The sequence below is a fragment of the Robbsia betulipollinis genome, from assembly GCF_026624755.1.
In the GTDB taxonomy this organism is placed as follows: domain Bacteria; phylum Pseudomonadota; class Gammaproteobacteria; order Burkholderiales; family Burkholderiaceae; genus Robbsia; species Robbsia betulipollinis.
The window spans coordinates 2,363,497-2,390,448 of the sequence record NZ_JAPMXC010000001.1 but is presented as its reverse complement, the minus strand read 5'-3'; the positions used below and the strand labels follow the sequence as shown (position 1 = coordinate 2,390,448).

Here is a 26,952-nt window from a genome sequence, read left to right as displayed (position 1 = left end):
TACCCGAGGGCGAAAGGTCGCACTTCGGGCCCATGAATGGAAGTGCGCAGAGAATAACTCGACCTGTGACATTTTTACACTTAAAAAACACGCAATGATCTATTAACCGCGTTGGCATGCGGCGAATTGTCGCGTTTATGCAAGCGCTTCCATGGCCTGTCTTGAAAAAAAACGCGAATGGGATTACGGCAAATTTCGAGGCGCCGGTGGGGGGAAACCTTTGGCCCGCACATGGCGCCGCGCCGGGATCGCGAATGGCGGGCATCGCCGCCACCGCGCAGCGCGCGGTTTCGGTAAAGTGGGAACCGGGCCTGTTTTCGCGAGACGCCACGCCACCGCGCCACGACCGCCAGCGACTATCCGCATCGTTCCATCTTTTTACTGAGACGCATGGACTCCCCTACGCCGCCCGTCCTTCTTCCCCGCCAGCAGGCATTGCTCGAACGCGTCAAACGCGACGGTTTCGTGACCGTCGACGAACTCGCGACGTCGTTGCAGGTGACGCACCAGACGATCCGGCGCGACATCAATCAACTGGCGGCGCGCGATCTGTTGCGCCGCCATCACGGCGGCGCCAGCCTGCCCACCACGTCCGAAAATGTCGCGTACACCGCACGTCAGCAGATGTTTCTCGCCGAAAAACAGCGCATCGCGGAACTGGTGGCCAATCATATCCCCCATCATGCGTCCCTGTTCGTCAACCTCGGCACCACCACCGAGGAGGTTGCGCGCGCGCTGCATCGCCACGAGGGCTTGCGCGTCATCACCAACAATCTGAACGTTGCGGGAATGATGAGCGAATATGCGGATTGCGAGGTGACGATCACCGGAGGCAGCGTGCGTCCGTGGGACAAGGGGATCGTCGGCGAGATGACGGTCGACTTCATCCGGCAGTTCAAGGTCGATTTCGCGGTGATCGGCGTGTCGAGCATCGAGGAGGACGGGACGCTGCGCGATTTCGACATGCGCGAGGTACGCGTGGCCAGCACGATCATCGATAACGCGCGTACGGTCTTCCTGGTGGCGGACCGCTCCAAATTCGGGCGTCCCGCGCTGGTGCGTCTGGCGGACATGGGGCGCATCCATGCGCTGTTTACCGACGCGCCCCCGCCGGCAAGCATGGCCGCGGTCTTCGAACGCTGCGGCACGCAGGTGTTCGTCGCGTCCTGAGTCGCGTCCTGAGTCGCCTCCTGGGTCGCGCTGCGACGCGGGCCACACCGGCCACGCTTCCGCCGGCGCGCGGGTTCGTTTCCGAGTTTCTCCCGTCGCCGCTTCCGTTCTCCTGTTTTCCATCGCTTCCCGGCCCGTGCGGGGCACGACAGCCCAGGGCGCGAAAGCCCGCATGCCCTACCCTCCCCTTGTCCGTACCGGCCGCCACAGGCCGCTCGCAGGCCGCTTGCAGGCCGCCCGCAGGCCGGCCCATAATTTCCGCCGCGCCGATGTTCGAATTCTCTCGAATTAGAGCAATCCCCTCTATCATTTTTCGAAAACATTGCTTATATTTTCGAAAACGAACATGCAATGTTGAATTTATCTCGAACATGCGCGCTTTCTCACACTGCGCAGTGGGTTCGGGAATTAGGCAAGGGACCCTGGCATGCAAAGCGAATCGATCGAGTATGACCTGCTGGTGGTGGGTGGTGGCATCAACGGCGCGGGTATCGCGCGAGACGCGGCAAGCCGCGGTTTGCGGGTGTTGCTCTGCGAAAAGGACGACCTGGCAGCGCACACGTCGTCGGCGAGCACGAAACTGATTCACGGCGGCCTGCGCTATCTCGAATACTACGAGTTTTCCCTGGTGCGCAAGGCGCTTCAGGAACGCGAAGTCCTGCTGCGCAGCGCGCCGCACATCATCTGGCCGTTACGCTTCGTGATGCCGCACGTGCCGTCGCTCAGACCGGCCTGGCTGATCCGCGTGGGCCTGTTCCTCTACGACCATCTGAGCCGGCGCGAACTGCTGCCCGCGTCGCACGGGATCGACATGCAGCGGTTTCCGGCGGGCCAGGCGCTGGTCGACACGATCAAGCGCGGCTTCGTCTACTCGGACGCCTGGGTCGACGATGCCCGACTGGTGACGTTGAATGCCCTTGCGGCGGCCGAGAGCGGTGCCGCGGTCCGCACCCGCACGCGCGTCGTGGGAGCATCGCGTGAACAGCGCGACGGCGTGCCATGCTGGCAGGTCCAGCTGCGTGACGCGTCCGGCGGCGAATACGCCGTCCGTGCGCGCGCCATCGCCAACGCGGCCGGGCCTTGGGTCGGCAGATTGCTGAAGGAAGCGGTGACCGGTGCCGCCAGCCAGCACAGTGTACGTCTGGTCAAGGGCAGTCATATCGTCACGCCCCGGCTGTTCGAGCACGACTACGCGTATATTTTTCAAAATCCCGACAAGCGCATCATTTTCGCGATTCCGTACGAGCAGGATTTCACGCTGATCGGTACCACCGATATGGAATTCACGGGCGATGCGTCGAACGTGAAGATCGATCCCTCCGAGATCAGTTACCTGTGCGACTCCGTGAACCGCTATTTCAAACGTCAGATCGGCCCGGACGATGTCGTCTGGACCTATTCGGGCGTGCGGCCGCTGCTGGAAGAAGAAAGCGACAACCCGTCGGCGGTGACCCGCGATTACCACCTCGAGGTGGAAGCGGCACCGGGCGCGGCGCCGCTCCTGTCGGTGTTCGGAGGCAAGATCACGACATTCCGCAAGCTGGCCGAGCAGGCGGTCGACAAGCTCGCGGACGCACTTGCGAACCTGCCGTCGGGCAAGGAAACGCGCGCCGCGCTGCGGCCCTCGACCACCGCCACCGACGCCCTCCCGGGGGGTGACATGCCGAATGCGGATTTCGCCGCCTTCGAACGCGCGTTCGCGCAGCGCCACCCCTGGCTTCCCGCCACGCTGGCCCATCGCTACTGCCGTGCGTACGGCACCCGCGCCGAGCGTCTGGTGGGCGACGCGCGCGAGATCGCCGATCTGGGCGAGGCGGTCGCCCCGAGTCTCTACGAAGCCGAACTCGTCTACCTGCAGGCGCACGAATGGGCGCGCTGCGCAGAGGACGTGCTGTGGCGCCGCTCCAAGCTCGGATTACATTTGCCCCGCGACGCGGCCGAACGCATCGATGCGTGGTTCGCCCGCGGCACGAACGCCCGCGGCACGAACGCCCGGGGCACGAACGCCCGGGGCACGGGGGCAGGAAACGCGGCCGCGACGATCGCCGCCCCAGCCGTTGGCGCGCCGCCGTTCGACCTTCCCGTGCCCGCGGTCGTACCGATTCACCACTGACGCTGCATCGCTGGAACAAAGCACGCCGGCGGCACCACGCCGTCCGGACGACAAAAGAGACCTGACCGGTCTCACCACATCCTGGAACTGGAGAAGACACATGCAGGAAAAATACATTCTGGCGCTGGACCAGGGGACGACAAGCTCGCGCGCGCTGCTGTTCGACCGGCGCGGCCGGGTCGTCTCGTCGGCGCAAAAGGAATTTCGCCAGCTCTATCCGCAGCCGGGCTGGGTCGAACACGACCCGATCGAGATCTGGTCGACGCAAGCCGGCGTTGCCGCCGAGGCAGTCACCCGCGCCGGGTTCAACGGTACGGCGATCGCCGGCATCGGCATCACCAACCAGCGGGAAACCACGGTGGTGTGGGATCGCGAAACCGGGCGCCCGATCTACAACGCCATCGTCTGGCAGGACCGGCGCACCGCGGACTACTGCGACACGCTTCGCGAAAAGGGCTTGAGCGAGATGGTCCGCGCGAAGACCGGGCTGCCGATCGATTCCTATTTTTCGGCCACGAAGATTCGCTGGATCCTCGACAACGTCAGCGGCGCGCAGCAGCGGGCGGCGGAAGGCAAGCTGGCCTTCGGCACGATCGACAGCTGGCTGATCTGGAATTTCACGCAACGCGGCTCGCACATCACCGACGTCACCAACGCGTCGCGCACCCTGCTGTTCAATATCCACACGCTGGAGTGGGACGAGGAACTGCTCGACGCGTTCCAGATTCCACGCTCGATGCTGCCCGAAGTGCGCGGTTCGTCCGAAGTCTATTGCGAGACGAAGACCACGGTGTTCGCCTCGAAGATTCCGATCGCCGGCATCGCGGGCGACCAGCACGCGGCGCTGTTCGGACAGATGTGCACGGAACCCGGGATGGTCAAGAATACCTACGGCACGGGCTGTTTCCTGGTGATGAACACGGGCGACAAGCCGATCGAGTCGAAGAACAGCCTGATCACCACGGTGGCCTGGAAGATCGGCGACCGCGTCGATTATGCGCTCGAGGGCAGTATCTTCATCGGCGGCGCGGTCGTTCAGTGGTTGCGCGACGGACTCGGCATCGTCAAACACGCGTCGGAGATCGAAGCGCTGGCCCGCTCCGTTCCCCATAGCGACGGTGTGTACGTGGTGCCCGCCTTCGCCGGACTGGGCGCGCCGCACTGGAACCCGCGCGCGCGCGGCACCCTGTTCGGCGTGACGCGCGGCACATCCGCCGGACATATCGCCCGTGCGGCCCTGCAGAGCATCGCCTATCAGTCGATCGACGTGCTCAAGGCCATGGAAGCCGACTCCGGCATACGCGTGGGGGAATTGCGCGTGGACGGCGGCGCCGTCGCCAACGATCTGTTGATGCAGTTTCAGGCGGATATACTCGGCGTGGACGTGGTACGCCCCGAGATCAGCGAGACGACCGCCCTGGGCGCCGCGTATCTCGCGGGGCTGGCGATCGGTTACTGGGAGAATCTCGACGAGATCCGCGAGCAGTGGAAACTCGATCGCCGTTTCTCACCCGTGATGCCGAATGCCGAAGTGAGCGAGCACATGCGAGGGTGGAAGCGCGCGATCCGGGCGGCAAACGCCTGGGCAGACGCGGGTCCCGAAGCAGGCTGAACCCCGGTCGCGTTCGCTCGACCGCGCATACACTCGTGTTTATCAGGATGACTATATGTCGCAATCAACCATTCAACCGGGGCGCCGGCAATTCATCGGCGAATTGATATCGGAAGCGGTGGCGGTCTTCATCATCATCGCTTTCGGCAATTCGGTCGCCTGCATGTTTACGCTTTACGACCCCAGCCCCTACCAGAACGCGTACTGGGGGGTGTGCATTTCATGGGGACTCGCCGTTACGCTGGCGATTTACGTGACGGGATCGGTCTCGGGCACGCACGCGAATCCCGCGGTGACCCTCGCGCTCGTGCTGTTCCGAGGCTTTCCTGCGCGCAAGATGCTGCCCTACTGGCTGGCGCAGATCGTCGGTGGTTTTCTTGGCGCCGCCATCGTGTACACGCTGTTCGGGCCGGTGATCGATCACTTCAATACGCTGCACCAGTTGACGCGGGCGGGCGGTGGCGCCGCGGGCGTGTTCTTCACGCACCCGGGGCTGGCGATCACACCGATGCATGCGCTGCTCGATGAAGCGATCCTCACCGCGTTCCTGCTGTTCGGGATCTTCGCGATCACCGAGCAATATAACGAGATGGCGCCGCAGGCGAACTCGGGGGCGTTGATGATCGGTCTGCTGGTGGCCACGATCGGGGCCTCAATGGGCTATCTGGAGGCGTGGGCGATCAATCCGGCACGGGACTTCGGGCCGCGTCTGTTTGCCTTTTTCGCCGGCTGGGACGCATCGGCATTCCCCTCCCCCGGCAATTACTGGTGGGTGCCGATCGTGGGCCCGCTGGTGGGCGGCGTGGTGGGTGCCGGTGCGTATCAGTTGCTGATCCATCCCTTCCTGCCGGCGCGGCAGCGCGCCTACGCGCTGGCGGCGAATGGCAAGGCACTTGACGGGTCGGGAACGGCACGCTCGCCGCAGGCCGCCGTCGCTCTGCCGGGCGACACCCTGCTTGAACAAGACCGCCAGATCGGTTGAAGACGGGCACGGGACGCAGGAACCCGGATCGGACCATTCGCGAATGCGAATGGTCCGATCCGTCACGTCAACCGCCGAAACGACCTTCGAATACCAGATCCGACAGCGGCTGCCGCATGCTGGGCGTTTCACGGCCCTGAAGCATCTCCGGGAGTTGCGACTTGTCGCCAAGCCGGCCGATCGCCACGGCGGCTTCCACACGGAAGCCCGCCGGCACGCCAAGCTCGCCGAATGCCCGGTCGAAATCGACGCCGGTCATGCCGTGCGTATACCACCCGAGACGCGTCGCTTGCAGCGCCAGCGAGGCCCATGCGGCGCCGGCATCGAAAGAATGACTGCGGGCGGGAACGTCATTTGCTGACCCTGGAGGGCGCATCACCGAATTCGAGAGGATGAAAACGAGCGCCGCGGCGTTTTTCGCCCACCCCTGGTTGAATTCGTTCAACAGACCCAGCAACCTCGGCCAGGCAGCCGTATCCCGGCGGGCGTAGATGAAACGCCAGGGTTGGGAGTTATAAGCGGAAGGTGCCCAGCGTGCCGCTTCGAACAGGGTGAGCAGGTCTTCTTCGGGGATCGGCTCCGGGCCGAAGGCGCGGGGCGACCAGCGTTCAAGGAACAGGGGTTCGACCGGATAGGCGGATTGGCGTACGTTTTCGCTCATGGTGGCTTCCTATGGATAGCGGCGCGCCTGTCGCGCGGGCCGCGGAACAAGGCCGGCTCAGTTTTCGTAACGTTTCAACAGGTGCTGCGCCAGCGCGCCGGCCTGTTCGAGCGCCTCGCTCTCGGAGTCCAGCGTGGGTTCGGCCCGGTAGACGCGTGCATCGTCCTGCGTCGCGCCGCCGTGGGAAATCAGGACCAGACCGCGGTAGCGGCCGTCGTCCAGCGCATTGACGAATGCGCTGGCGACGATATCGCCTTTCGTGAATCGAAGTTCGGGCATGTTCAGCCTCCTGGGCCGCCAGACGCCGCCTGCATTACCGTCGGCCCGATTGACCTGCGGCAATCCGCGTTCGCGAGCCGGGGGACAAGCGGGCAAGCGGGCAAGCGGGCGTTCGGATCAGTATCGGAATCGGAACAAGAGCATGTGACACGCACGGCCGACGGCACGTCGCCGCGCTGCGGCATGTTCTCATTACCAGCGCTTACTTCATATATACCAGCATCCGCCGGATCGCGCCGGCGCGGCCGGTGGCGGCCACGGTGGCCAATGCCTCGACCCGTGCCCGGAAACACCGGTCTGCTCCCCCGCCAGCCTGCCCGTCATCTCCCCTGTTGAGAGCCCGTGAACGGGTCTAGGCGTTGCCGACATCCGCGAGCAGCCGGTGCGCCAGCGCGTGCCCTTCCTCGAAGGCTTCCGCTTCCGAACTGCTGTATGCCTGCGTGCGATGCACCTGCTTGCTGTCGCGTTCATCGGTGCGTTCCAGCGACACGAGGCCCTGGTAGCGTCCGTCGTCGAGAAGTTCGGCGTGGACGGTGGCCTGATACGGGCCCTTGGTATAGGTCGGATGTGCCATGGTCTGGTTCTCGAGAGTGAAAGGCATGTCTACATGCAAAAGCCGTTCCTTTACGCAGGCTGGCGGGGAAAGCACGCCCGATGCGTTCCTGCGAAAGCGTGCGGCAGCCTCTACACTGGAAATTCCCGACACCATCGACACAATCGCCGCAATTGTCACAGCGGGCACAACAGGAAAGCAAGATGACCGAATTTCGCCTCATGTCCGACGCCTTTGCCGCCGACGGCTATTTCAGCAAAGAACAGGAATTGAACGATCCGGCATTCGGCGCCAGCGGTGGGAACCGCTCCCCCGCGCTGCGCTGGGAAGGCGTGCCGGACGAAGCCAAGAGTCTGGCATTGACCGTCTACGATCCGGATGCCCCCACCGGCAGCGGTTTCTGGCATTGGGTCGTCGTCAATCTGCCGGTTGCGACGCGTTCCCTGCCGATGGATGCCGGCCGCGCGGCCGGCGACCTGCTGCCGCCAGGCGCCGTGCAAATGGCCAACGATTACGGCTTGCCGGGCTTCGGCGGCTTCGCGCCGCCCAAGGGCGACAAGCCGCATCGCTATATTTTCCGTATACATGCGCTCAAGGTCGCCTCCCTGCCGCTGGACGCGCACAAAACCAATGCCGTAGCGCGTTTCATGCTGCACCTGAACGAAATCGATTCGGCGACCGTGACGGGTTTGTACGAGATCAGCTGATCGCAGGCTCGCGCGCCGCTTGTAAAGTTTCCCGATAGGGTGTTCGGCACGCGGCCCGCAGGCGCATCGGGACCCGTTGGCACAGGCAGCGCGCTGCGATGGCATCGCACGTCGCCACTGCCAGCCGCTGCCCCACGGGGTGGCGCCGTGGGCATGTGTATTGCTTTATACCGAGTCATTCCGCGTCGTCCTGTCGGACAGACGATGCCACCTTCATTCGGAGCACATGCCATGACGTCATCCAACACCACGCCATCCCGTTCTTCGCTCGACGGCCTCAAGGTTGCCATCCTTGCCACTGATGGTTTCGAACAGGCGGAACTTTTGTCGCCGCGCGAAGCGCTACAGCTCGCAGGCGCCAGGGTCGACGTCATTTCCGACAAAACCGACACGATCCAGGGCTTCGACCATGTCGACAAGTGCGAAACCGTGAAGGTCGACAAAACGTTCGAGCAGGCCCTCGCATCCGAATACGACGCGGTCGTGCTCCCCGGCGGCGTGGTCAATGGCGACGCCATCCGCCTGCTGCCGCGCGCGCAGGCCTTTGTCCAGGCGGCGAATGCCGAGCGCAAGCCGCTGGCCGTCATCTGTCATGGCGGCTGGTTGCTGATTTCAGCGCGAATCGTCGAGGGCCGCACGTTCACGAGCTGGCCGTCGCTGCAGGACGACTTTCAGAACGCCGGCGCGAAGTGGGTGGATCGGGAAGTCGTCGAGGACGGTAATCTGATCTCGAGCCGCAAGCCTGACGACCTGCCCGCATTCAACCAGGCGCTGATCGCCGCCCTGGGAAAAGTCGCGCCGCGTTCCGCCGTCTGAACCACGTCGGCGATTCCCGCCCCGTGCCGTTGGTGAATACAAACGCCGTCTGACGAACGCGGGCGCTCCAGGCTCGACCCTCAGGAAGCTCATCATGAACATTTTCGCCTACCGCCGCCACCTTCGGTTCCTGTCGCATGCGCAACGCCGCCGCTGGTGGGAACAGCGCAAGTACCTGAAACCGAAAGTGGCGATCGGTGGTTCGTACGTACCGCGCACCATTTCCAGCCAGTTCGCCTACGTCAAGGTCAGCTGACGCGGCAATCCGGACGCAGCCCGCGAGCGCGCGTCGACAGGAATGGACGAGCGTCAAGGCACGACATCATGAAGCCGGGAGCATCCGACATGGAAATTTTTTTCCCCGAAGAAGCGCCAGAATTCTCGGGCACACCGCCGGAGATCCGGTTCACCGTGCTTGTCGATGGCGAGGAGGTCGTGTGCGCCATCTCGGCGGAAGCGCTGAGCGATCATTTCGATGCCGCCGGTCCTTTCGAGGAGGCAATGCTCGCCGCGTTCCACGCGGGCCGTCACAAGATATTTTCGGTCTGCCGGGCGGCACTGGAGCGGAGTGCGGGCCACCCGGTGATCCTGCGCAGCGGTATCTTCCGCTTCGCCAGCGCATCGGGACAGGCATGATGCCGTCCCGATTTCACCCGCATGCCGCATGCAATCCGGAGAAGACATGTCATTGATCGTCGCAGGCCGTTTCGGCACATTTGAAGACGGCGAACGCGCCGCACAGACGTTGTTCGCCAATGGCTTCGTGGAAGACGACGTCACCCTGTTTTTCGTCAATCCACGCGGACGCCATCACCAGCTCGCGGGGGGTGGCGATCAGCATACCGATGCGGGTTCAGAGCATACGCCCGCCGGCGCAACGAAAGGTATCGCAATGGGCGCCGCGGTCGGCGCGGTGGGAAGCGCGGTGATCGTGTACTTCGTTCACTGGCCCTTCTATTATTTCCTCATTGCCGCGGGCATCGGTGCCTACATCGGATCTCTCGGCGGCGCCATGGCGCAGACCCATACGAAAGGACATGATGCCCAGGCGACAGTGCCGGAAGCCCCGCCGGTGCGCGAGTCGGGGGTGTTGCTGGCCGTACATGTCAGCGAGGCGACCCGCTCCCTCGCATCTGCGATGCTGCGCCGGGAAGGCGCGATCGAGGTCGAAAATGCGACCGGGCGCTGGGCCAACGGCCACTGGAGCGATTTCAATCCCGTCACGCCGCCGAATATCGAAAAAGCCACGGGACCCGATGCGCCTTCGCTCGGCGGTTTCGGCACGCCGGCTGTGTCCACGGCTTCGCATACCTGAGGCAGAGAGACGGTCCGGCAGCGCGCTGCATCGTGCCGCGCGCGGGAATGGCTAAAATCTTCGCCCAGCGCGGCGCCTGCCGTTACCGCGTGCCGCGGCTCACGCCTGACGGGCAGTGATCCACGCATAGCGACGATTCTCCGCCTGAACATCGCGCGCATACTGCATCGCATCGTCCATGCGGTCAAAACGCGCCAGCGGACGCTTGGCCGCTTCCTGCGTCACTTCCCAGCGCCCGTCCTTGCCACGCAGTACCCGGAAGATGGTCTCGTTCGTCGTGTCGTAATACATGCGGATTCTCCAATAGCTTCGATGAGGATGAGCGGAACATCAACGAACACGCTCGAACGGGCCGACCGTCAACGATATGCAGCGACGATCATAAGTTAGACACATGGAGTATTAGCAACCGGCATGCCACCCCCTCGAATCTGCGTCGATATGCTGGCTGACGTGCGATCGGAATCGAATGTTCAGCCGTGTCGAAAAAGAACCGGCAAGCGAGGCGAAGGTGCATGCAAAACTTACGCGCCCGGTAAATCAAGGGCTCGTCCTACGATCATCGAGGGAACGATGGAGCGTTATTCAGGACACCCATGCGAATACACCGGGGCCAATCACGACGGCGCATCGATGGCAAGCCAACGGCACCAACCTCCGTGCAGGTACTGCCGCTCTCCGCGCATCCTGCCTGGCACGCGATGTGCTAAATAGTCCGGGTATGGCGCATAGTCAGCGTCATCGGGACGCATCCGCCAGCGTCCGGTTGGATCGGACGCCTGGGCGACACCCTCAAACCAAGGAGATGAACAAATGGCTAACGAAGTCGCTTCCGTACTGAATGATTTGATCGAAACCTCGAAGGATGGGGAACAAGGCTTTCGCAAGGCCGCAGAGGACACGAAGGACGTCGAACTGAAGGCATTGTTCGCGTCGCGCGCACAGGCGTGCGCCACGGCCGTCAGCGCGCTGCAGGCGGAAGTGACGCGTCTGGGCGAAAAGCCGGAGACGAGCGGCTCGGTGACGGGTGCGCTGCACCGCGGCTGGCTGCAGGTGAAGTCCGCGGTCACCTCGCAGGACGACCATGCGATCCTGGCCGAAGTCGAGCGTGGCGAGGATGCCGCCAAGAAGAACTACCGCGAAGCGCTGGACAAGGAACTTCCGGCAGATGTGCGCGTTCTGGTCGAAAAACAGTACCAGGGCGTGCTGCAGAATCACGATGTCATCCGTGATCTGCGCGACAAGTTCGCGGCACGTGGTTAAGCGTTTGCCGTGAAATAAAAAAACGGGCCTAGGCCCGTTTTTTTTCGAGAAAGCTGCCGCGCATCGCGCAACGGCAACCCTCCGAAGCGTGCTTACTCCGCAGCGCTCGCGCCATCCATGCTCGACGCCTTCTTGTGCTTCTTCGCATGCGTGGTGTGATGACCCGCGCCGGTCGACGAAGCGCCCGTCGTCGTCGAAGCCGTCACGTCCGAATTGGTCGTGCCTGCGGTCGGATCCTTCTGAGCGAAGACCGGCGCGGACACGCCAATCGACAGTGCCGCGATCAAGGCGATTTTGGAAAACTTGTTCATGTCAGACTCCTGAGAAAGACGATTGAAATGAAACGCGTGCTACTTATTCTGCGACCAGCTTCAGATGGTTGCGAACGGACTTGACGCCGCCCACGTTCGCAGCCGTTTCAGCGGCCAGCGACTTTTGCGCCGCATCCGGCACCGAACCCGTCAGACGCACGACGCCTTCGCGGGTCTTCACATGGATGTGCAGAGCCTTCAGGCCCTTCTCGGTCGCCAGCGCTGCCTTGACCTTCGTGGTGACGGTCGCGTCGCTGATATGCTCGCCGGCCGTCTCGTGCGTCGGGGTTGCCGCGGTGTGGCTGGCAGCGGAATCGGTGACAGTAACTTGTGCATTAGCGGCCAATGCCAAAGACAGGCACGCAATACCCCCGACGGATTTGATGATGTGAATCGCCTTCATATTGTTTTCTCCTTTTGCTAGTGTTGTCGAGGATCGTATGTGCCACCTTCGAGATGGCAATCGTCCTCTATCTGTCACCGGCCGCGCGTTCCACGCGCAACTGGTTGTCGATTCCCTTCACACCGTCGCACCCTGCGACGAGTTGTTCGATCTGTTCCGCGCCCCGCTCTTCCGGGACGGAGCCGCTTAACGTCACCATGCCATCCTGGATGGCGAGACGCACATGGGACGTGTCGAGGTAATCCGTCGACATGACCCGCTTCGTTACCTCTTCCAGCAAGGTGGCGACCCTATTCGGCGCATCGGTGGTTACACACGCCTGCTGGCGCCCGTGCGTTCCCGCGCCACTCGACCGTGATGCGCTGGAGAGGGTCGCATACGCATGCGCCGGGTCCAGCCAGTCGTCAGGTCCGGCACCTTGCGCCGGGTGCCACTCGGCAGATCCGGTGCCGGTGGCCTTGACCTCGGACGACTGGCTCGGATCCTCCTGGGTGCGGACCGCACGCTCCAGCAATCGAGGATCGTAGGTTTCACGCTCTTCATGGTTGGCCGTCATCGCGATTTCTCCATTCTTGCCAGCCGTTGCAACATCTACCGTCATCAAAGCAATTGCCGTGCCGGAATAGGACCGCCGCGACCGGAAAACCTGCATGCCCGCGCTTTCGGGGACGAGCATCGTGCTCGCCGGACCTCTGGTAGCAAGCATTTCCGGATATCGCGGAGCGGTAAGCCACGTGGTCCGCCCACGCCGCGGGTCGAATCAGAAGCGAGACTACCTTTACGCGCCTCATTAAGACAGCTTTTTTCCGTGTCAGGATGTAAAAATTTCGCGCATTGTTGCGGGAATCCCTCGCTTGGCGTACATGAATTCCACAATGGATCCACAAGCTGGTACGCGGGTTGCTTACGTTACTTGATCAAGCAACTCCCAGATTTTATTCCAGAGGTTTCCGTGACGCATCCCTCCATTGAACTCCGGGCAAGGCAAAGCCTCACACTGACGCCGCGCATGCAGCAATCGGTGCGTTTGTTGCAGTTGTCGGCGCTGGAATTCACCCAGGAAGTCAACAACGCACTGGCGACGAACCCGTTCCTCGAGGCGGAAGAAAACGCGCAAAGCGGCAACGGCGAAGCGCCCGCGCAAGGCACGAACCTGGCCGCGTCGGGTCAGGCCGATCCGCGGGAAATGTCGCTCGACGGCGGTAGCGGCGAGCGCGAACCGTCGAGCGACAATTCGGCGGAAACCTCCCGCGACAACGATGTGGAAGGCGTCGGCAACACGGATAATCTGAATTCCGAGGGCGGAGAATATGCATCGGATTCCTATTCATCCGATTCCTATTCGTCGCGTAGCGGCACAGGCGACGGGGATGGCTTCGAGGCGGGCGACTGGATGCACGTGGTGCCCAATCTGCGCGAAAAGCTTCATCAGTCTCTGCGCCTCTCGCCATTGATGGGCCGCGACCGCCTCGCCGCACAAATCGTGATCGAATCCCTTGAAGATGACGGTTATCTACGTCAATCGCTGGACGAGCTCGTCGAGTTGGGCGATTGCGATCCCCCACTGAGCACCGATGAATTCGCCAACGCCGTGCGGCTCGTGCAGACGCTGGACCAGCCGGGTATCGCGGCGCGCTCGCTCGCAGAGTGCCTGACGCTGCAACTGGAAGCCTTGCCCGAAGAGACACCGCATCGCCTGCTGGCGATCGAGTTGGTCAACAATTATCTCGAAAAGCTCGCCAAGCGGGAGCATGCGGAACTCCAGAAGCGCCTGGGATGCGACGCGGAGGCTGTCCGGGCGATCGCCGCCCTGATACGCACGCTCGACCCGAAGCCGGGCGAAAGCGCCGCGGTTCAGGAAAACAATTATGTCATTCCCGACGTCATCGTACGGCAGGTCAAGGGGCGCTGGGCGGTGGCGATCAATCCCGCGGTCATGCCGCGCGCGCGGGTGCATCGGATGTATGCGGAAATGTTCGCGCAAAGCGAAGGCAGCTCCCGCTCGCCACTGGCACAACAGCTTCAGGAAGCAAGGTGGCTGCTGCGTAACGTTCAACAGCGTTTCTCGACGATCCAGCGGGTCGCCGAAACCATCGTCGCGCATCAGCGTGCGTTCTTCGATTACGGCGAAATCGCGTTGAAGCCGCTGGTGCTGCGCGACGTGGCCGACGAGCTCGACCTGCATGAGTCGACCGTCTCGCGCGCCACGGGCAACAAATACATGGCGACACCGCGCGGCATTTTCGAATTCAAGCATTTCTTCCCGCGGGAACTGGGTACCGAAAGCGGCGGCACCTGTTCCGCAGCCGCGGTACGCGCGCTGCTCAAGGAAATGATTTCGGCCGAACCGGGCAATGCCCCACTCTCGGACGTTACGCTCGCCAAGCTGTTGGCGCAGCAAGGCGTCATCGTTGCGCGTCGGACGGTGGCGAAATATCGGCGGCTGATGAAAGTCCCGCCAGCGGAAATGCGTCGCGCCTGACGGCCCAGGAGGCAGTTCCGGCGCTGTCATGCGGGAGATTTGCTGTTGGCCGCGCCCGTGCAGGGCGCGATGCCGGATGCAAACGCCCGGCGAGCTGACGGGCATCGGCTCGCAGATGCCCGTCAGGATCCCGGGGCAGACGTGCGCACGGGTTGCCGTAGCCGCTTTGGCTTGCGCGCGGTCCTCGGATGAGGTGCCATGTCGCCGCTGCGGCGCGCGCTGGCCGCAGTGACCTCGGCACCGAGCAGGAACACGGCGGCGGAATAGTACAACCACATCAGAACAACAGCCAGCGATCCAGCCGCGCCGAAGGAATTGGCCGTACCGGCATGGGCGAGGTAAAAACTGAACAGATTCTTTCCGCCGGTAAACAATAGCGCGCTCGTCGTGCCGCCAATGAAGGCGGCGCGCCAGGGTATGGGCGCGTCGGGAAGCAACTTGAGCAATGCCGAGAAAGCGCCCAGGAGAATCAGGAAACTGACGAAGCGCTGCGCCAGATTCGCGAGGATGAAAGACGGGTTTTCCGCGCCCAGCAGCCAGGCCCCGGCGACATTGATCACGGCATCCAGCACCAGCAGCACGACGACCAGGAAGCCCGCACCGATGACCAGCCCGAACGAGATCAGGCGGATGCGCACCATGCTCAGGATGCTGGCGCGGGCACCCTCGGCGGTGCTGTCCGGCGGACATATTTCATTGAGCGCGGTGTTCAGGGAGGAAAACGTCGCGGATGCCCCGATCGCGACGACGATGATCGAGATCACCGTGGTGCCGGTGCCGGTGCGCGCATTCCAGGCGCTGCTGATCAGGGTCTGGATCCCGGCGGCCGCCTGCTCGCCCACCACACCACGTATCTGCGCCACCAGTTTTCCCTGCGCGGCATCGGCGCCGTAGAAAAAACTGATGATAGCGATGATCAACACGAGCGTGGGTGCGAGAGAAAACGCCGAGTAAAAGGCGATCGATGCGGAGAGTGAGGAACAACGGTCCGCGATCCAATCGCGCACCGGCTCGTAAAACCACATTCCCCATTTCTTCAGATGCCCGAGCCAGCCTTTGGGGGTAGCGCCGGCTTGCCGCGTGGGCTCGCCATCGGCGTGAATCGTTCCACGCAAGGGGGTTTCGACCAATCGTTCGGGCAAAGTGCGTTCCTGAGGGGTCATGCGGGCTTATCGTCTGATCGGTTCAGGTGCCGGACGGCTCGGCTGCGACCTCTCCCTGCCCATTCCCGATCGACGTCGGGGCGAAGGAGGTCGCAGCAGGTTCGTGATTGCGCACCGACAGACGGCGCGCCTGGTTACGCAAAAAACGCTCAAGTACATCGGGGTTGGACGGCTTGATCAGATGGTGATCGAACCCCGAGCGAATGGCCTGCGCGATATCCTCGGGAGAACCATACCCCGTCACCGCCACGAGCAATGCCGGCCCCGAGCGTGCGCGGGCCTCCGCCTGCCGTATGCAGCGAGCGGCCTCGTAGCCGCTGAAGCCCGGCAGTCCGATGTCGAGCAACATGGCATGCGGATCGAAACCCTGAGCAAGTTCCAGCGCCGCGTAGCCGTCGTAACCGACCCGCACATCGTAACCCCACAGTTCCACCAGCAACGCAAGGGCCGATGCCGCATCCTGATGGTCGTCGATTACGACCACGCGCATCGCGGTCGTATCGTCACCTTGCGCTGCAGCTACGTTCCGCTGCATGGCTGGCACGGTGGCCTGCCCGCACGCGGCGGCACTCATCGACGGTCTGCGCGGCGGGCCGCGGCGTCCGCAGCAGCGTCGTCGTCGAGCGCGTCCTCGGGCAAGGAGGCGTCATCCGCGATATCGGCGATCGATTCGACCGAGTCGGGCAGGATGTCGCCATCGAGACGCAGATCGCCGTCGCCATCCGCCGAAGCGCGTTCGCCCGTGCCACTTTGATCGGTATCGCTGTCGAACTCGAGCGCCCCCTCCTCGAGCGCGTGCGCGTCCAATTCGTCGTCGATATCCGATGGATGACGCACCGCGCCTTGCACGTCGCTGCCGCTATCGCTGGAATCGCTCGGTCCCAATTCCGCCGTCGAGTGACCGATGCCGGTCCCCGGAGGGCTCTCTGCCGGCGGGTTCAATGTGCTTCCTGACATGATATGTCCTCCGTTACGTCACAGCCGGATAGATTGCAAGATTCATACCATGGATTTCGCGCGCCACGGTGCGGAACGCCGTGCATTGTCCACCCATGCTCCCGGGTCGTTTTGCAATCTCCCGAAAAGGATGAGCCGGGAAAGCACGCCATGTTACGGAAATCTTTACAGACCTTCCCATGCCCTGCCCCGCCGACGCTTGACGGGCAAACCATATGAAAGAAGCGTAAGGAAGACATCCCTCCTGAGCAAAGCGGTTTTTTGAACCTGGCGCGCTAATTGCTTATCCTGATATGTCAGTGAGACATTCGTGGCAATCACCACAACCGAGGAGAACCAAATGAAAACGAAGCGCATCATATCGAGTGCCGCAGCCATTGCCCTGATCGCCCTGAGCGTGTCCGGCGCAGCCATCGCCCAGGGCGCGGGCGGCGGTGGCGGCGGCGGTGCCGCAGGCGACGACGGCGGTGCCGTGGGCACCAGCCGCGGCGGCTCGATGGACGACAGCGCGACCACGACCGGCACCGCCAAGTCGGGTACGACCACGAAGCACCGCATGAAGCACAGCAAGGCCAAGCCCAACACTAGCATTACCAGCGACAGCAATTCGACGCACATGCTGGGCGCCCATCAGGGCGGTGCGGCGGTGACGTCGGGCCAGAATTCGTTGAGCGGTGGCGAAGGCGGCGCGAGCGGCGGCGGCAGCAGCAGCGGCGGCAAGTAAAGGTTGACCGGCCTGCCGGGACGATGTCCCGCGGGCGTGCAAAGGGGGACGGTTCATGCCGTCCCCCTTTTGCATTGTCCAGACCCGGTGCGCCGCTCAGTTCGCCGGTTTGCGCTTCACGCGGCGCAGGTCGACCAGAAAGGTATCGCGCCACACCGAAAGATTATTACGGCGCAGCGGCACCATCATGTCGCGGTAACGCGATTGTCGCTCCGGCAAGGGCATGGTCAGCGCGCGTTCCAGCGCTTCGGACATCTGTGCGACGTCGAAGGGATTCACCACCAGTGCGCCGGACATCTCTTCTATCGCGCCGGCGAATTGCGACAACACCAGCACGCCTGGGTCGTCCGGATCCTGCGAAGAGACATATTCCTTGGCCACCAGGTTCATGCCGTCGCGCAAGGGCGTCACGAAACCCACCTGGGACGCGCGGAACAGCGCCATCAGCACATTGCGCTCGTACTTGCGATTGAGATACTGGATCGGCGTCCAGTCGAGTTGCGCGAACCGGCCGTTGATGCGCCCTGCCTGGGCCTCGAGCGACTGACGGATTTTCTGATATGTGCTGACGTCGGAACGGGTCGGCGGTGCGATCTGCACCAGCGATACGCGTTCCTGCATGCCCGGCGAGGTCTGCAACAGCCGCTCGAAAGCGGCGAAACGCTCGCCCAGTCCCTTCGAGTAGTCCAGCCGGTCCACGCTCATGATCAGCGCGCGTCCGCGCATGCTGTCGCGCACCTTTGCCACCAGGCGGCGATTGGAGTAGTCGCGCGCCGACGCCGCGATCGCATCCGGATACACGCCGATCGGATAGGCGGCCACGCGTGCACGACGTCCGAACGCCGACGTCCGCCCCTGTGCATCTACCTTGCCGCCGACATCGCGGACGATGTAGTCGTTGAAGGACTGCACGTCGGCGGTCGTCTGGAACCCAATCACATCGTATTGCATCAGGGCTTCGATCAGTTCGCGATGCGGTGGCACCGTGTACAGCACCTCCGGCGCCGGAAACGGGATGTGCAGGAAGAAACCGATCGGATTCGTCACCCCCAGCCGCCTGCAGGCCTGCGCGAACGGGATGAGATGGTAGTCGTGCACCCAGATGATGTCGTCCGGCTCCAGCAGCGCCACCAGCTGCCGGGCAAGCGATTCGTTGACACGGTTGTAGCCGGCGTATTCCTGACGATCGTAACGCAGCAGGTCATTACGGTAATGGAAAGCCGGCCACAGCGTGGCATTCGAGAATCCTCTGTAATACTGATCGTAGTCCCGCCGTGTAAGACCGACCGTCGCGTAGGTCACCTTGCTACGCAATTCGATGTGCGGCGGCGCGGCTTCCGCGACGATGTCCCCGCTCCAGCCGAACCAGACGCCGCCCGTTTCCTGCAGGGCATCGAGTACTCCGATGGCCAGGCCGCCCGCCGCCGGGCGGCCCTCCGACGTTGGCGCGACACGATTTGAAACGACAATCAATCGACTCATTCACTCATCCATTTCACGCATGCAATGTGCATTTCATGCAAGTTATATGCCTTTCGCGAAATGCGCGGCCAGCAATTGGGTCACGCTCGATGGCGCCACCGGCTTGACGAGATACGCGTCGAAACCTGCCGCCAGCGCATGATCGCGGTCTTCCGGGCGGGCGTAGGCGGTCACTGCGATCGCATACAGGCGCGTGCCTGCCACGCCCCGTTCCGCCGCCCGCACGTCGCCGATGAAGGCATAGCCGTCGCGTTCCGGCAAGCCGATGTCCGAGACTACGGCATCGGGCCCGCGCGCAGCGATCAGTGCCAGCGCGACCGCCGCCGAATGCGCGACCCGCACGCTCGCGCCCTCGTCGTCCAGCGCGTGCGCAAGCATGTCCGCCGCGGACGCATCGTCCTCGACGATCAGAATGTCGCGTCCTGCAAGCGGCTTGCGGGCAGTCGCCGTGCCGGTGGCATCCGCGGTCGAGGCGCCCACGGTGTCGGGAGGCCCTTCGCTCGCCACACGCACCGGCAACTGGATCGCGAACGTGGCGCCCTTGCCGAGGCCGGCACTTTCCACCGACACGCTGCCGCCGTGCAGTTCGACCATGTGCCGCACGATCGCGAGTCCCAGGCCCAGCCCCGCATGCCGGCGCTCGATCGAGGAATCGGCTTGTCGGAAGCGATCGAAGACATAGGGCAGGAAAGCGCCATCGATACCTTCGCCGGTATCGGCGACGCTGACCACGAAGTGCTGCGCCGCGCGCGACAGGCCGACCCGCACGCGCCCGCCCGAGGGCGTGAACTTGACCGCATTCGACAACAGGTTCCAGATCACCTGCTGGAGGCGCTCGGGATCGCCATTGACCGGCGCCTCGCCGCCCGCCGGAATCCGCTCGTCCGTCAGCAGCAGATGGATCGCTTTCGCATCGGCGGTGGGACGCAGGGACTCCACGACCACCCGCACGACATCCAGCAGATCGATCGGCCGCACCACCAGCCGCACCTTGCCGGTGACGAATGCCGAGACATCCAGGATGTCCTCGATCACGCGCGTCTGCGCGCGGACGTTGCGACGAATGACGTCGAGACCGCGCGCCTGAGTCTGCGCATCGGGCTTGCGCTGCATGATTTCGAGCCAGCCGTGCATGGCGTTGAGCGGCGTGCGCAGTTCATGCGACACCGTCGCGAGGAATTCCTCCTTCAGGCGGCTGGCATCCTCCGCCGCGCGCCGCGCCGCGATCGCCTCGGCCAGCAACTGCTGCCGTTCGGCGTGGACATGCTTCATCGCGGAAATGTCCACGAATACCGCGATCGCGCCGACCACCGCGTTGTCCTGATCGATCACCGGCGCGCTGTACGCCATGACCGTGGCGCTCGTGTCGGCCGTACGGATTTCGATTTCGAGCGGCGTGATCGCGGCGCGTTGCGCCACCGCCGCGTGCAGGGGCGACTCGTAGGCCTGCATGGGCTGCCCGTCATGCCAGAGAGAATACGTTGCGGCATGGTCCAGCGTCACCTCGGCCGAACGCTCCACCCCCAGCATCCGCGCCAGCGCCAGGTTCGGCCGGACATGCAGGCAGTCGGGTGAATCGGCGATGGCCATGCCAACCGGCGCGATGTCGAAGATCGCCTGCAGTTCCTGGGCACGCCGCACGAGCTGCGCGCCGAGATGCCGCACCCGCCGTTCGCCGATGCGCCGTTCGTGGATGTTGCGCAGCACCAGCACCGCGTGCCGGTGGGCGCCGGCCGCGACCTCGATCCGGAACGCCGTCAGCGACACGTCGCATTCGCGGCCATCGCGCGTACGAATCGTCAGGTCCCGGTCGCTGAAACACTCTCCCGCGAGGGCGGCCCTGACTGTCTGCTCGAGCGCCTGCTTGCGATCGGCGGTCACGAGCATGGCGAGCGATTCGCCGGTTACCTCGTCCTCGTGGTAGGAAAAGAGCTGGGTGGCGCCCTTGTTCCAGCGACAGATCGTGAGATCGGCGTCGATATCGATGACCGCGTCCAGCGTGGCATGCGTGACCTGCCGGGCGTACGCGTCGTTCTGAGCCGCCCGGTGCGCGCGCGCGCCGTCGCGCACGAACAGCAGCGCGCCCTCGACGCGCCGCGTCTCCGAAAGCAATGGAAGGACGGATAACTGTATGGGGCGCGTCGTGCGGTCCGTCGCGCGCAGAAACGCAAAGGCGGCCAGCGGGACATCCCCACATGGCGACACGCCATCGGCCTGGCGGCAATCGAGCGGGTCGATGCGCCCACCCGAAGCGAGATGCAAATTCAGCACCGCATCCAGCGGCTCGCCGAGGGCGTTCGCGGCCGTGACACCGATCAGCCGCTCGGCGCTGGCGTTCAGATACACGATGGCGCCGATCACGTTCGTTGCAAGAACGGCGTCTCGTGCCGCGTCGTGGGCGGCCGCCAGCGTCTCGTACACGCGTTTGGGGGAGGTCCGCTGCCGCCCGTCGCGGGCCATGTGCCAGACTTCGACCAAACCGATCAGCAATGACGACGCGGTCCAGAGCACGAGCAGCCGCGTCAGCCACGCATGGCTGACGAGCGCATCGTTCGATAGATACAGCGCGCACAGCAGGGGCACGGCGACGACGCCGGGCACGAGCCGGAACCAGCCACGATAGGACGCGCCGCGCTCCGGCCTTAAAAGGTAACGCATTCTCAGCCCGGCCCCCGTGACAGTAAATAGTATGGATCAATCCGGCGCGCACCCGCTACGGTGCCTGCCGGCTCATACCCGACGCCATGTCCCTGTCCGGCAACCCGCGTGAATCGCGTGGTCCCTAGGCGGAAATGCTCGGCGCCTCGCCGGGCTGGGCAGGCGGATCGCCGATGGGTTGTACGTCAGGCGTACTGGGTGGCGGCTCGATAGGCACCGGTTCGCTCGGCGCAGGGCCCGGCGGGATCTCGGACGGCATCGGCGGCTCGGGGGTTTGGGCACGGTAGGTCATGATTTCTCCTGGTGATCCTTCGAATGGTGGGATCACGCAAATTTCATGCCGTGCAATTTCCTGCCGAGCGTGGACCGGATCCACGTCCGATCCCGCCGTTGTGCGGGGCGCCCGTTGTTCAGGCCCCTGCTTCCGCCGAGGTGTCGCTTTCGCCGGCAGCCGCGTTGCGGGCATCGTCGCCGTATTCGACGAGACGGTTGTAGAGGGTCTTCAAACTGATCCCCAGAATTTCCGCCGCACGCGTCTTCACGCCGCCACACTGATCCAGCGTCGCCAGGATCAATTGCCGGTCCGCTTCCGCCAGCGACGTCCCGAAAGGAATCGTCACGGCGGTTCCCACCGCAGGCTTGGACAGCGAGATCTGCAGCGGCACGGCCGCGGTGTTGATCGAATCCGTCGGCGCCATGATGTAGGCACGCTGCACGTAATTCTTCAACTCGCGCACGTTGCCCGGCCAGCCATACGACATCATCGAATCAAGGCCCGTGGCGGGAAACGTCTTCTGCGTCGAATACCGCTCGTTCAGGCCGCCCAGAAAGCTTTCCGCCAGCAACTGCACATCCTTGCCGCGCTCGCGTAGCGGCGGCAGCTGGATCGGGAAAACGTTCAGGCGATGATACAGATCCAGACGCAGTTTGCCATCCAGCACGGCTTCTTCCGGATCGCGGTTCGTCGCCGCGATCAGCCGGACGTCGGTTTCGATCTCCTTGGCGGTCCCCACGCGCATGAAAACCCCGGTTTCCAGCACGCGCAGCAACTTGACCTGGAGTTCGATCGGCATCTCGGTGATTTCGTCGAGAAACAGGGTGCCACCGTTCGCCCGCTCGAAATAGCCCTTGTGCTGACGGTCCGCGCCCGTGAAGCTGCCGCGCTCATGGCCGAACATCTCCGACTCGATCAGATTCGGCGAAATGGCGCCGCAGTTGACCGCGAGAAATTCATGCTTGCGGCGCAGGCTGAGTTCGTGGACCGTTTGCGCCGCCAGTTCCTTGCCCGTGCCGCTTTCGCCGATCAGCAACACCGACGCAGCCGTGGGGGCGACGCGATTGATCTGATCGTAAACTTCCTGCATTGCCTGCGAATTGCCCAGCATCAGACCGAAACGGCCGAAACGCCGCAACTCGCCGCGCAGGCTGCCGATCTCCGCTTTCAGATCGCCCGCGCGGGGTATGCGATTGATGATCGCCTTGACGCGTTGCAGATTGATGGGCTTGACGAGATAGTCGGTGGCGCCCTTTTTCAACGCGTCGACGGCGGACTCCACCGTCGCATGACCGGTGAAAACGATGATCTCGACACCGGTGCGAGGGTCGAGATCTTCGAAGAGTTCGACGCCATTGCCGTCGGGCAGCTTCAGGTCCGTGAAAACGACGTCCGGCATCTGGCGCACGATTTGAATCCGCGCCTCGCGAAGATCACCGGCCGTGGCGATCGTCAAACCCTCGCTCGTGATCACCTCGACCAGTGCATTACGGGTGTTGACGTCATCGTCGACTACGAGAATGTGTGGCATTGCTTGGCTATTATAGAAATCGTTGCCGTGAGCCACCTGCATAAGCGATTCACGGTGCCGGAGCGGACGTCCGCATGACAAGGTGACCGATCCATGCGGATGGCCAGCTTGTCTGGAGACGAAGTCCGGTCGGCGGGTAAGGTGCGTCTGATCTGCCCGCCTCCGGCACCCGCGCTGTCTTCACGCCGGTACGGGCGCGAACACAAACGGTGACGAGCCGGACAATAACGGGTCGATTATAAAGCTATAAGAGATATCTGAGGGTACAACGAACCGACGGCCGTGCTGGCCGCTGGAAAGACGGGCTTTTTTCCGACCGGCGTGACGGTCAAAATGGACCCTGGGAGGTGCTGCCGAGGCGCGACATATTGCCAGTCGGCGTCGTCGCCGCGCGGGAGCGCGGGCCCGACGGCATCGCCGGATCGGGCGCAGGCGCTGCGTCCGAACCGGCATTTCGACAGGCTAGCCGCGCGGAAATTCCCACGCGTCCCGGGTCGAACCACCTGCCGTGGACGGCTGCGCGGGTTCGGCCTCCGCATGCTCGCCCTTCGACAGAAGCGCGCGGTCGCCATGAAACGCCCCGCCTTCATCTTCCCAACGCGTGATGTCGCGGTGCGGCATGGCGCGCGCCTTGTTTTGCGACTGCTGGCGCAGCCAGTACACCGCGCCCGTTACCAGCGCCGCCACCAAAAAGCCTGATTTCCGACCCATTACAGCCTCCCTATCACGTAAATCCTGTCGTTATGAATGCGCCGCGCTTCGGTGTGCAGGCGCTGCTTCAGTGAAAACGCTGCCACAGGCGCCAGACCGTCCAGCCACGGGTCAGCAGGGACGGAAGCGAGCACAGGCGGGGCCGCATGCGAAACGCCAGCAGCGCGATCACCGGCGCGACCGGATACAGCCAGTGTCTGGCACCGCCCGCACGCTCGCGCAGCGCCTCGAAGCGGTGCACCGGCACCAGCAGTTCCGTGACCGCCTCGCGCATCTTGATGCGCTCGAGCGTGATCTCGTCGAGCACCCGCTCGCGTCGCTCCGCGAGGGTGCCACCGGCCTTCGATTTCTTCGCGCTCATTGAAGCGTCTCCACCGCCTTGCGATCCTTTTCCAGTTCACTCAGGCTATGGTTGAACAGCGTCGTCGGCTTCTTGACGCGATAGATGAAGAACACCACGGCAAGCACCGCCACCAGGAAGGCACCGCCCGCCAGCCAGCCGATTGCCGCCAGTCGCGACGGCGTGTCCCAGTACGCGGCGATGATCAGCACGGCGCCGAAGATCACCGCCATGAAGACAAAGAAGCAGGCGACCAGCGCGGCGACAAGCAGCGCCAGGACGCGGTCCCGCTCCTCGATCACTTCCAGCGCGAGCAGGCGCAGCCGGCTGCTGGTTTGCGAGATCGCGCCGACCAGCAGCTGCCTCAGAGATTGAACTAGGCTAGCCTGGGCCATGGCGTGCTTCCTCTTGACGTGGATAATGAGTAAAAAACATGAATGGAATCAACGGGCCAGGAGCGCGCCCAGGACGATGCCGGCGGCGACACCGAGCCCCAGCGCCTGCCACGGTTTTTGCCGCACGTAGTCGTCTGCGTTGCCCGCGAGCGCGCTGGCGTTCGCATGCGTGACGCCTTTCGCTTCTACCGCCTTGTTCTTCAACGCGCCCAGCCGGCCACTCAGGCGGGTACGCAGTCCGTCCAGCTGTTCGCCGGTTGCCGATGCCGTCAAACGCAGGAGCTCCTGGGTGTCGGATGCCAGAACACGCAGGTCTTCGTTGATCTTTGCACGTCCCAGGGAAATTTGTACGCTGTTTTCCGCCATTGTCCTCTCCTCGTTATTTGTTGGCCATATGCCTGAATCATCGCCCTGCCCGCGGCATCGTCACCGGTTCCGGCGCCGACGCGTCGGTCGTGACGATCGCGTGACAGAAGCAAACGCTTCGGGACGTCTCAGCGAGTAATTTAGCACGAGTAAATTAGCACCTTCCGTGCCAGGCAAAAATGCCGCGCGAGCAAAGCTTACCGCTCACATCGCGTTCCGCATGGACGTAATTTTTACTGAAGCGATGTAAGGGCCGAAGCGGCATGGCCGCCGAATTCTCGCACTGCCACAGGGATGCCACAGGGATGCCCCACAGGGATGCCCCACAGGGATGCCCCACAGGGATGCTCCACAGGGATGCTCCACAGGGATGCTCCACAGGGAGCGCTTTATGTCGCTGTCGTGTCTGGCGTGGATCGGTTAGCATGACGCGATGCCGGTACGCTTGCCGCCTGCACCCTTGTGGCGTAACGCGGATAGCAGCCGAGGCAACAGCTATTCAAGGCTCTATACGGAAAAATTTATGTCGTCGACTGATCCCGATCGTACTGCTTCACCTGTCGGGGAAACGCCGCCCGCGCGCAAGCGCGCCGCCAGCAAACCCAGCGGACTGAAATCGTATGGAGCGCTGTTCGGCGGCTCCGACGCGATGCTGTCCCTGTACGAACAAATCGAACGCGTGGCGGGGACGGACGCCACCGCGCTGATCATCGGCGAAAGCGGCACGGGCAAGGAATTGATCGCGCGCACGATCCACGATTTCAGTGCACGCCGCGACGCGCCCTTCATCGCCGTCAATTGCGGGGCGATCCCGGATAACCTGATCGAGGCGGAACTGTTCGGGCACGAACGCGGCAGCTTCACCGGCGCGGCGCAGGCGCGCGTCGGCTATTTCGAACACGCCAAGGGCGGTACGATCTTTCTCGACGAAGTGACGGAAATGGCGCCGGTGCGCCAGGTGAAACTGCTGCGGGCGCTGGAAACCGGCCGTTTCTTCCGGGTGGGGGGCAGCGAGGAAGTCGTGTCGGACGTACGCATCCTGGCCGCGACGAATCGCGACCCGGCGACCGCGGTCAAGGAAAACGGGTTGCGCGAAGATCTGATGTATCGGCTCGCGGTTTTCCCGCTGCGCGCGCCGCCGCTGCGCGAGCGCGAGAACGACCGCGAACTTCTCGCCGAGCATTTTCTCGCCAAACTCAATACGCAGCACAGCACGACGAAGATTTTCTCGAAACGTGCCATCGAGACGATGCGGGGATATTCCTGGCCCGGCAATGTGCGGGAATTGAAGAATGCGGTCTATCGCGCGTACATCCTCGCCGAGGAAACCGTCGAGCTGCCGCATCCGCATTTGAACAGCCGGGGCAAGCGGCCCATCACCCAGGGCGACGCGATGAGTATCTGGGTCGGCACGCCACTGGTCGACGCGCAGCGCCAGATCATCCTGGCGACGCTGAAACACTGCGGCGGCGACAAGCGCAAGACGGCCAAGGCACTCGGCGTCAGTCTGAAGACCTTGTACAACCGTCTTGGCAGCTACGAAGAAACGGCGGCGGAAGTCGAAGGCGGTGCTCCCGACGACGGTACGGCTTCCTGAGCTTCAACGACTAAAGCGCGTCAGACCGGGTCGCGCCAGACCGGGTCGCGCCAGACCGGGTCGCGCCAGACCGGGTCGCGCCAGACC

Annotated in this window: 29 protein-coding genes and 1 pseudogene; 13 read left to right on the top strand and 17 right to left on the bottom strand. The window is 63.6% G+C overall.

Annotation, left to right across the window (positions count from 1 at the left end):
- The first annotated feature begins 390 nt into the window (after window positions 1–390).
- The 4 genes and pseudogenes from OVY01_RS10460 to OVY01_RS10445 all read left to right on the top strand — a co-directional run bounded on the left by OVY01_RS10460 (window position 391) and on the right by OVY01_RS10445 (window position 5,877).
- Window positions 391–1,170 carry a DeoR/GlpR family DNA-binding transcription regulator gene (locus tag OVY01_RS10460; protein WP_267847374.1) on the top strand — a complete coding sequence of 260 codons (780 nt, stop codon included), beginning with the start codon at window positions 391–393 and terminating at the stop codon, window positions 1,168–1,170.
- Between the two features lie 427 nt (window positions 1,171–1,597).
- Window positions 1,598–3,148: pseudogene (gene glpD, locus OVY01_RS10455) on the top strand (glycerol-3-phosphate dehydrogenase); the annotation flags it as partial.
- Between the two features lie 235 nt (window positions 3,149–3,383).
- The gene (gene glpK, locus OVY01_RS10450; RefSeq protein WP_267847373.1) at window positions 3,384–4,895 is read left to right on the top strand and encodes a glycerol kinase GlpK; all 1,512 of its coding nucleotides are present in this window, start codon (window positions 3,384–3,386) and stop codon (window positions 4,893–4,895) included.
- 55 nt (window positions 4,896–4,950) lie between these two features.
- Window positions 4,951–5,877 (top strand): MIP/aquaporin family protein, encoded by a 927-nt coding sequence (locus OVY01_RS10445; RefSeq protein WP_267847372.1) that lies wholly within the window; start codon window positions 4,951–4,953, stop codon window positions 5,875–5,877.
- Between the two features lie 67 nt (window positions 5,878–5,944).
- Here OVY01_RS10445 and OVY01_RS10440 read toward each other — a convergent pair whose 3' ends face one another.
- From OVY01_RS10440 to OVY01_RS10430, 3 genes are all read right to left on the bottom strand, one after another.
- Window positions 5,945–6,538 (bottom strand): nitroreductase family protein, encoded by a 594-nt coding sequence (locus tag OVY01_RS10440; RefSeq protein WP_267847371.1) that lies wholly within the window; start codon window positions 6,536–6,538, stop codon window positions 5,945–5,947.
- Window positions 6,539–6,595: 57 nt separating this feature from the next.
- The gene (locus OVY01_RS10435) at window positions 6,596–6,817 is read right to left on the bottom strand and encodes a hypothetical protein (protein WP_267847370.1); all 222 of its coding nucleotides are present in this window, start codon (window positions 6,815–6,817) and stop codon (window positions 6,596–6,598) included.
- A gap of 352 nt (window positions 6,818–7,169) precedes the next feature.
- A complete protein-coding gene (locus tag OVY01_RS10430) occupies window positions 7,170–7,391 on the bottom strand; it encodes a hypothetical protein (RefSeq protein ID WP_267847369.1) in 222 nt (73 codons plus the stop codon).
- Window positions 7,392–7,573: 182 nt separating this feature from the next.
- On the opposite strand from OVY01_RS10430, the gene OVY01_RS10425 reads away from it, so the two are divergent.
- The 5 genes from OVY01_RS10425 to OVY01_RS10405 all read left to right on the top strand — a co-directional run bounded on the left by OVY01_RS10425 (window position 7,574) and on the right by OVY01_RS10405 (window position 10,208).
- Entirely contained in the window at window positions 7,574–8,077 is a 504-nt protein-coding gene (locus OVY01_RS10425; RefSeq protein WP_267847368.1) for a YbhB/YbcL family Raf kinase inhibitor-like protein, read from the top strand.
- A gap of 231 nt (window positions 8,078–8,308) precedes the next feature.
- Entirely contained in the window at window positions 8,309–8,893 is a 585-nt protein-coding gene (locus tag OVY01_RS10420) for a type 1 glutamine amidotransferase domain-containing protein (RefSeq protein ID WP_267847367.1), read from the top strand.
- 94 nt (window positions 8,894–8,987) lie between these two features.
- Window positions 8,988–9,149, top strand: coding sequence for a hypothetical protein (locus OVY01_RS10415; protein ID WP_267847366.1), 162 nt, complete (start codon window positions 8,988–8,990; stop codon window positions 9,147–9,149).
- Between the two features lie 89 nt (window positions 9,150–9,238).
- Window positions 9,239–9,529 (top strand): DUF1488 family protein, encoded by a 291-nt coding sequence (locus OVY01_RS10410; protein ID WP_267847365.1) that lies wholly within the window; start codon window positions 9,239–9,241, stop codon window positions 9,527–9,529.
- Between the two features lie 46 nt (window positions 9,530–9,575).
- Entirely contained in the window at window positions 9,576–10,208 is a 633-nt protein-coding gene (locus OVY01_RS10405) for a hypothetical protein (protein ID WP_267847364.1), read from the top strand.
- Window positions 10,209–10,307: 99 nt separating this feature from the next.
- On the opposite strand, the gene OVY01_RS10400 is transcribed toward OVY01_RS10405, so the two are convergent.
- Window positions 10,308–10,499 (bottom strand): DUF2188 domain-containing protein, encoded by a 192-nt coding sequence (locus tag OVY01_RS10400; RefSeq protein ID WP_267847363.1) that lies wholly within the window; start codon window positions 10,497–10,499, stop codon window positions 10,308–10,310.
- 522 nt (window positions 10,500–11,021) lie between these two features.
- On the opposite strand from OVY01_RS10400, the gene OVY01_RS10395 reads away from it, so the two are divergent.
- Window positions 11,022–11,471: a PA2169 family four-helix-bundle protein gene (locus OVY01_RS10395; RefSeq protein ID WP_267847362.1), complete on the top strand. Its 450-nt coding sequence runs from the start codon at window positions 11,022–11,024 to the stop codon at window positions 11,469–11,471.
- A gap of 92 nt (window positions 11,472–11,563) precedes the next feature.
- Here the strand turns inward: OVY01_RS10395 and OVY01_RS10390 are convergent, their stop codons facing one another.
- The 3 genes from OVY01_RS10390 to OVY01_RS10380 form a co-directional block, all read right to left on the bottom strand.
- Window positions 11,564–11,782 carry a hypothetical protein gene (locus OVY01_RS10390; RefSeq protein WP_267847361.1) on the bottom strand — a complete coding sequence of 73 codons (219 nt, stop codon included), beginning with the start codon at window positions 11,780–11,782 and terminating at the stop codon, window positions 11,564–11,566.
- A gap of 43 nt (window positions 11,783–11,825) precedes the next feature.
- Window positions 11,826–12,185 carry a BON domain-containing protein gene (locus tag OVY01_RS10385; protein ID WP_267847360.1) on the bottom strand — a complete coding sequence of 120 codons (360 nt, stop codon included), beginning with the start codon at window positions 12,183–12,185 and terminating at the stop codon, window positions 11,826–11,828.
- A 67-nt stretch (window positions 12,186–12,252) separates the two neighbouring features.
- On the bottom strand, window positions 12,253–12,741 hold the full coding sequence (locus OVY01_RS10380) for a BON domain-containing protein (protein ID WP_267847359.1): 489 nt from the start codon (window positions 12,739–12,741) through the stop codon (window positions 12,253–12,255).
- Window positions 12,742–13,194: 453 nt separating this feature from the next.
- Between OVY01_RS10380 and OVY01_RS10375 the strand changes: the two genes are divergently transcribed.
- Window positions 13,195–14,667 carry an RNA polymerase factor sigma-54 gene (locus OVY01_RS10375; RefSeq protein ID WP_432422230.1) on the top strand — a complete coding sequence of 491 codons (1,473 nt, stop codon included), beginning with the start codon at window positions 13,195–13,197 and terminating at the stop codon, window positions 14,665–14,667.
- A 122-nt stretch (window positions 14,668–14,789) separates the two neighbouring features.
- Here OVY01_RS10375 and OVY01_RS10370 read toward each other — a convergent pair whose 3' ends face one another.
- From OVY01_RS10370 to OVY01_RS10360, 3 genes are read right to left on the bottom strand one after another with little or no spacing between them, the layout of a single operon-like run.
- Window positions 14,790–15,809 (bottom strand): YihY/virulence factor BrkB family protein, encoded by a 1,020-nt coding sequence (locus OVY01_RS10370; RefSeq protein WP_267847358.1) that lies wholly within the window; start codon window positions 15,807–15,809, stop codon window positions 14,790–14,792.
- Window positions 15,810–15,852: 43 nt separating this feature from the next.
- A complete protein-coding gene (locus tag OVY01_RS10365) occupies window positions 15,853–16,404 on the bottom strand; it encodes a response regulator (RefSeq protein WP_267847357.1) in 552 nt (183 codons plus the stop codon).
- On the bottom strand, window positions 16,401–16,787 hold the full coding sequence (locus OVY01_RS10360; protein ID WP_267847356.1) for a chemotaxis protein: 387 nt from the start codon (window positions 16,785–16,787) through the stop codon (window positions 16,401–16,403). The genes OVY01_RS10365 and OVY01_RS10360 overlap by 4 nt, the downstream gene beginning before the upstream one ends.
- A gap of 340 nt (window positions 16,788–17,127) precedes the next feature.
- On the opposite strand from OVY01_RS10360, the gene OVY01_RS10355 reads away from it, so the two are divergent.
- Window positions 17,128–17,511 carry a hypothetical protein gene (locus OVY01_RS10355; protein WP_267847355.1) on the top strand — a complete coding sequence of 128 codons (384 nt, stop codon included), beginning with the start codon at window positions 17,128–17,130 and terminating at the stop codon, window positions 17,509–17,511.
- A gap of 96 nt (window positions 17,512–17,607) precedes the next feature.
- On the opposite strand, the gene otsA is transcribed toward OVY01_RS10355, so the two are convergent.
- The 7 genes from otsA to OVY01_RS10320 all read right to left on the bottom strand — a co-directional run bounded on the left by otsA (window position 17,608) and on the right by OVY01_RS10320 (window position 25,268).
- Complete coding sequence (otsA, locus tag OVY01_RS10350) at window positions 17,608–18,993, bottom strand: alpha,alpha-trehalose-phosphate synthase (UDP-forming) (RefSeq protein ID WP_267847354.1); 1,386 nt, start codon at window positions 18,991–18,993, stop codon at window positions 17,608–17,610.
- Window positions 18,994–19,035: 42 nt separating this feature from the next.
- Window positions 19,036–21,651 carry an ATP-binding protein gene (locus OVY01_RS10345; protein WP_267847353.1) on the bottom strand — a complete coding sequence of 872 codons (2,616 nt, stop codon included), beginning with the start codon at window positions 21,649–21,651 and terminating at the stop codon, window positions 19,036–19,038.
- A 410-nt stretch (window positions 21,652–22,061) separates the two neighbouring features.
- Entirely contained in the window at window positions 22,062–23,456 is a 1,395-nt protein-coding gene (locus tag OVY01_RS10340) for a sigma-54-dependent transcriptional regulator (RefSeq protein WP_267847352.1), read from the bottom strand.
- A 462-nt stretch (window positions 23,457–23,918) separates the two neighbouring features.
- Window positions 23,919–24,167, bottom strand: coding sequence for a hypothetical protein (locus OVY01_RS10335; protein ID WP_267847351.1), 249 nt, complete (start codon window positions 24,165–24,167; stop codon window positions 23,919–23,921).
- A gap of 67 nt (window positions 24,168–24,234) precedes the next feature.
- On the bottom strand, window positions 24,235–24,528 hold the full coding sequence (locus OVY01_RS10330; protein WP_267847350.1) for a hypothetical protein: 294 nt from the start codon (window positions 24,526–24,528) through the stop codon (window positions 24,235–24,237).
- Window positions 24,525–24,902, bottom strand: a complete 378-nt coding sequence (locus OVY01_RS10325) for a phage holin family protein (protein ID WP_267847349.1) — start codon at window positions 24,900–24,902, stop codon at window positions 24,525–24,527. The genes OVY01_RS10330 and OVY01_RS10325 overlap by 4 nt, the downstream gene beginning before the upstream one ends.
- A 48-nt stretch (window positions 24,903–24,950) precedes the next feature.
- Entirely contained in the window at window positions 24,951–25,268 is a 318-nt protein-coding gene (locus tag OVY01_RS10320; RefSeq protein ID WP_267847348.1) for an ElaB/YgaM/YqjD family protein, read from the bottom strand.
- Window positions 25,269–25,791: 523 nt separating this feature from the next.
- Between OVY01_RS10320 and OVY01_RS10315 the strand changes: the two genes are divergently transcribed.
- On the top strand, window positions 25,792–26,865 hold the full coding sequence (locus OVY01_RS10315) for a sigma-54 interaction domain-containing protein (RefSeq protein ID WP_267847347.1): 1,074 nt from the start codon (window positions 25,792–25,794) through the stop codon (window positions 26,863–26,865).
- Window positions 26,866–26,952: the final 87 nt, after the last annotated feature.

Coding starts and splice junctions, on each gene's coding strand:
- OVY01_RS10460 (WP_267847374.1), top strand. CDS start 391: ATGGACTCCCCTACGCCGCCCGTCCTTCTTCCCCGCCAGCAGGCATTG.
- glpK (WP_267847373.1), top strand. CDS start 3,384: ATGCAGGAAAAATACATTCTGGCGCTGGACCAGGGGACGACAAGCTCG.
- OVY01_RS10445 (WP_267847372.1), top strand. CDS start 4,951: ATGTCGCAATCAACCATTCAACCGGGGCGCCGGCAATTCATCGGCGAA.
- OVY01_RS10440 (WP_267847371.1), bottom strand. CDS start 6,538: ATGAGCGAAAACGTACGCCAATCCGCCTATCCGGTCGAACCCCTGTTC.
- OVY01_RS10435 (WP_267847370.1), bottom strand. CDS start 6,817: ATGCCCGAACTTCGATTCACGAAAGGCGATATCGTCGCCAGCGCATTC.
- OVY01_RS10430 (WP_267847369.1), bottom strand. CDS start 7,391: ATGGCACATCCGACCTATACCAAGGGCCCGTATCAGGCCACCGTCCAC.
- OVY01_RS10425 (WP_267847368.1), top strand. CDS start 7,574: ATGACCGAATTTCGCCTCATGTCCGACGCCTTTGCCGCCGACGGCTAT.
- OVY01_RS10420 (WP_267847367.1), top strand. CDS start 8,309: ATGACGTCATCCAACACCACGCCATCCCGTTCTTCGCTCGACGGCCTC.
- OVY01_RS10415 (WP_267847366.1), top strand. CDS start 8,988: ATGAACATTTTCGCCTACCGCCGCCACCTTCGGTTCCTGTCGCATGCG.
- OVY01_RS10410 (WP_267847365.1), top strand. CDS start 9,239: ATGGAAATTTTTTTCCCCGAAGAAGCGCCAGAATTCTCGGGCACACCG.
- OVY01_RS10405 (WP_267847364.1), top strand. CDS start 9,576: ATGTCATTGATCGTCGCAGGCCGTTTCGGCACATTTGAAGACGGCGAA.
- OVY01_RS10400 (WP_267847363.1), bottom strand. CDS start 10,499: ATGTATTACGACACGACGAACGAGACCATCTTCCGGGTACTGCGTGGC.
- OVY01_RS10395 (WP_267847362.1), top strand. CDS start 11,022: ATGGCTAACGAAGTCGCTTCCGTACTGAATGATTTGATCGAAACCTCG.
- OVY01_RS10390 (WP_267847361.1), bottom strand. CDS start 11,782: ATGAACAAGTTTTCCAAAATCGCCTTGATCGCGGCACTGTCGATTGGC.
- OVY01_RS10385 (WP_267847360.1), bottom strand. CDS start 12,185: ATGAAGGCGATTCACATCATCAAATCCGTCGGGGGTATTGCGTGCCTG.
- OVY01_RS10380 (WP_267847359.1), bottom strand. CDS start 12,741: ATGACGGCCAACCATGAAGAGCGTGAAACCTACGATCCTCGATTGCTG.
- OVY01_RS10375 (WP_432422230.1), top strand. CDS start 13,195: ATGCAGCAATCGGTGCGTTTGTTGCAGTTGTCGGCGCTGGAATTCACC.
- OVY01_RS10365 (WP_267847357.1), bottom strand. CDS start 16,404: ATGAGTGCCGCCGCGTGCGGGCAGGCCACCGTGCCAGCCATGCAGCGG.
- OVY01_RS10360 (WP_267847356.1), bottom strand. CDS start 16,787: ATGTCAGGAAGCACATTGAACCCGCCGGCAGAGAGCCCTCCGGGGACC.
- OVY01_RS10355 (WP_267847355.1), top strand. CDS start 17,128: ATGAAAACGAAGCGCATCATATCGAGTGCCGCAGCCATTGCCCTGATC.
- otsA (WP_267847354.1), bottom strand. CDS start 18,993: ATGAGTCGATTGATTGTCGTTTCAAATCGTGTCGCGCCAACGTCGGAG.
- OVY01_RS10345 (WP_267847353.1), bottom strand. CDS start 21,651: ATGCGTTACCTTTTAAGGCCGGAGCGCGGCGCGTCCTATCGTGGCTGG.
- OVY01_RS10340 (WP_267847352.1), bottom strand. CDS start 23,456: ATGCCACACATTCTCGTAGTCGACGATGACGTCAACACCCGTAATGCA.
- OVY01_RS10335 (WP_267847351.1), bottom strand. CDS start 24,167: ATGGGTCGGAAATCAGGCTTTTTGGTGGCGGCGCTGGTAACGGGCGCG.
- OVY01_RS10330 (WP_267847350.1), bottom strand. CDS start 24,528: ATGAGCGCGAAGAAATCGAAGGCCGGTGGCACCCTCGCGGAGCGACGC.
- OVY01_RS10325 (WP_267847349.1), bottom strand. CDS start 24,902: ATGGCCCAGGCTAGCCTAGTTCAATCTCTGAGGCAGCTGCTGGTCGGC.
- OVY01_RS10320 (WP_267847348.1), bottom strand. CDS start 25,268: ATGGCGGAAAACAGCGTACAAATTTCCCTGGGACGTGCAAAGATCAAC.
- OVY01_RS10315 (WP_267847347.1), top strand. CDS start 25,792: ATGTCGTCGACTGATCCCGATCGTACTGCTTCACCTGTCGGGGAAACG.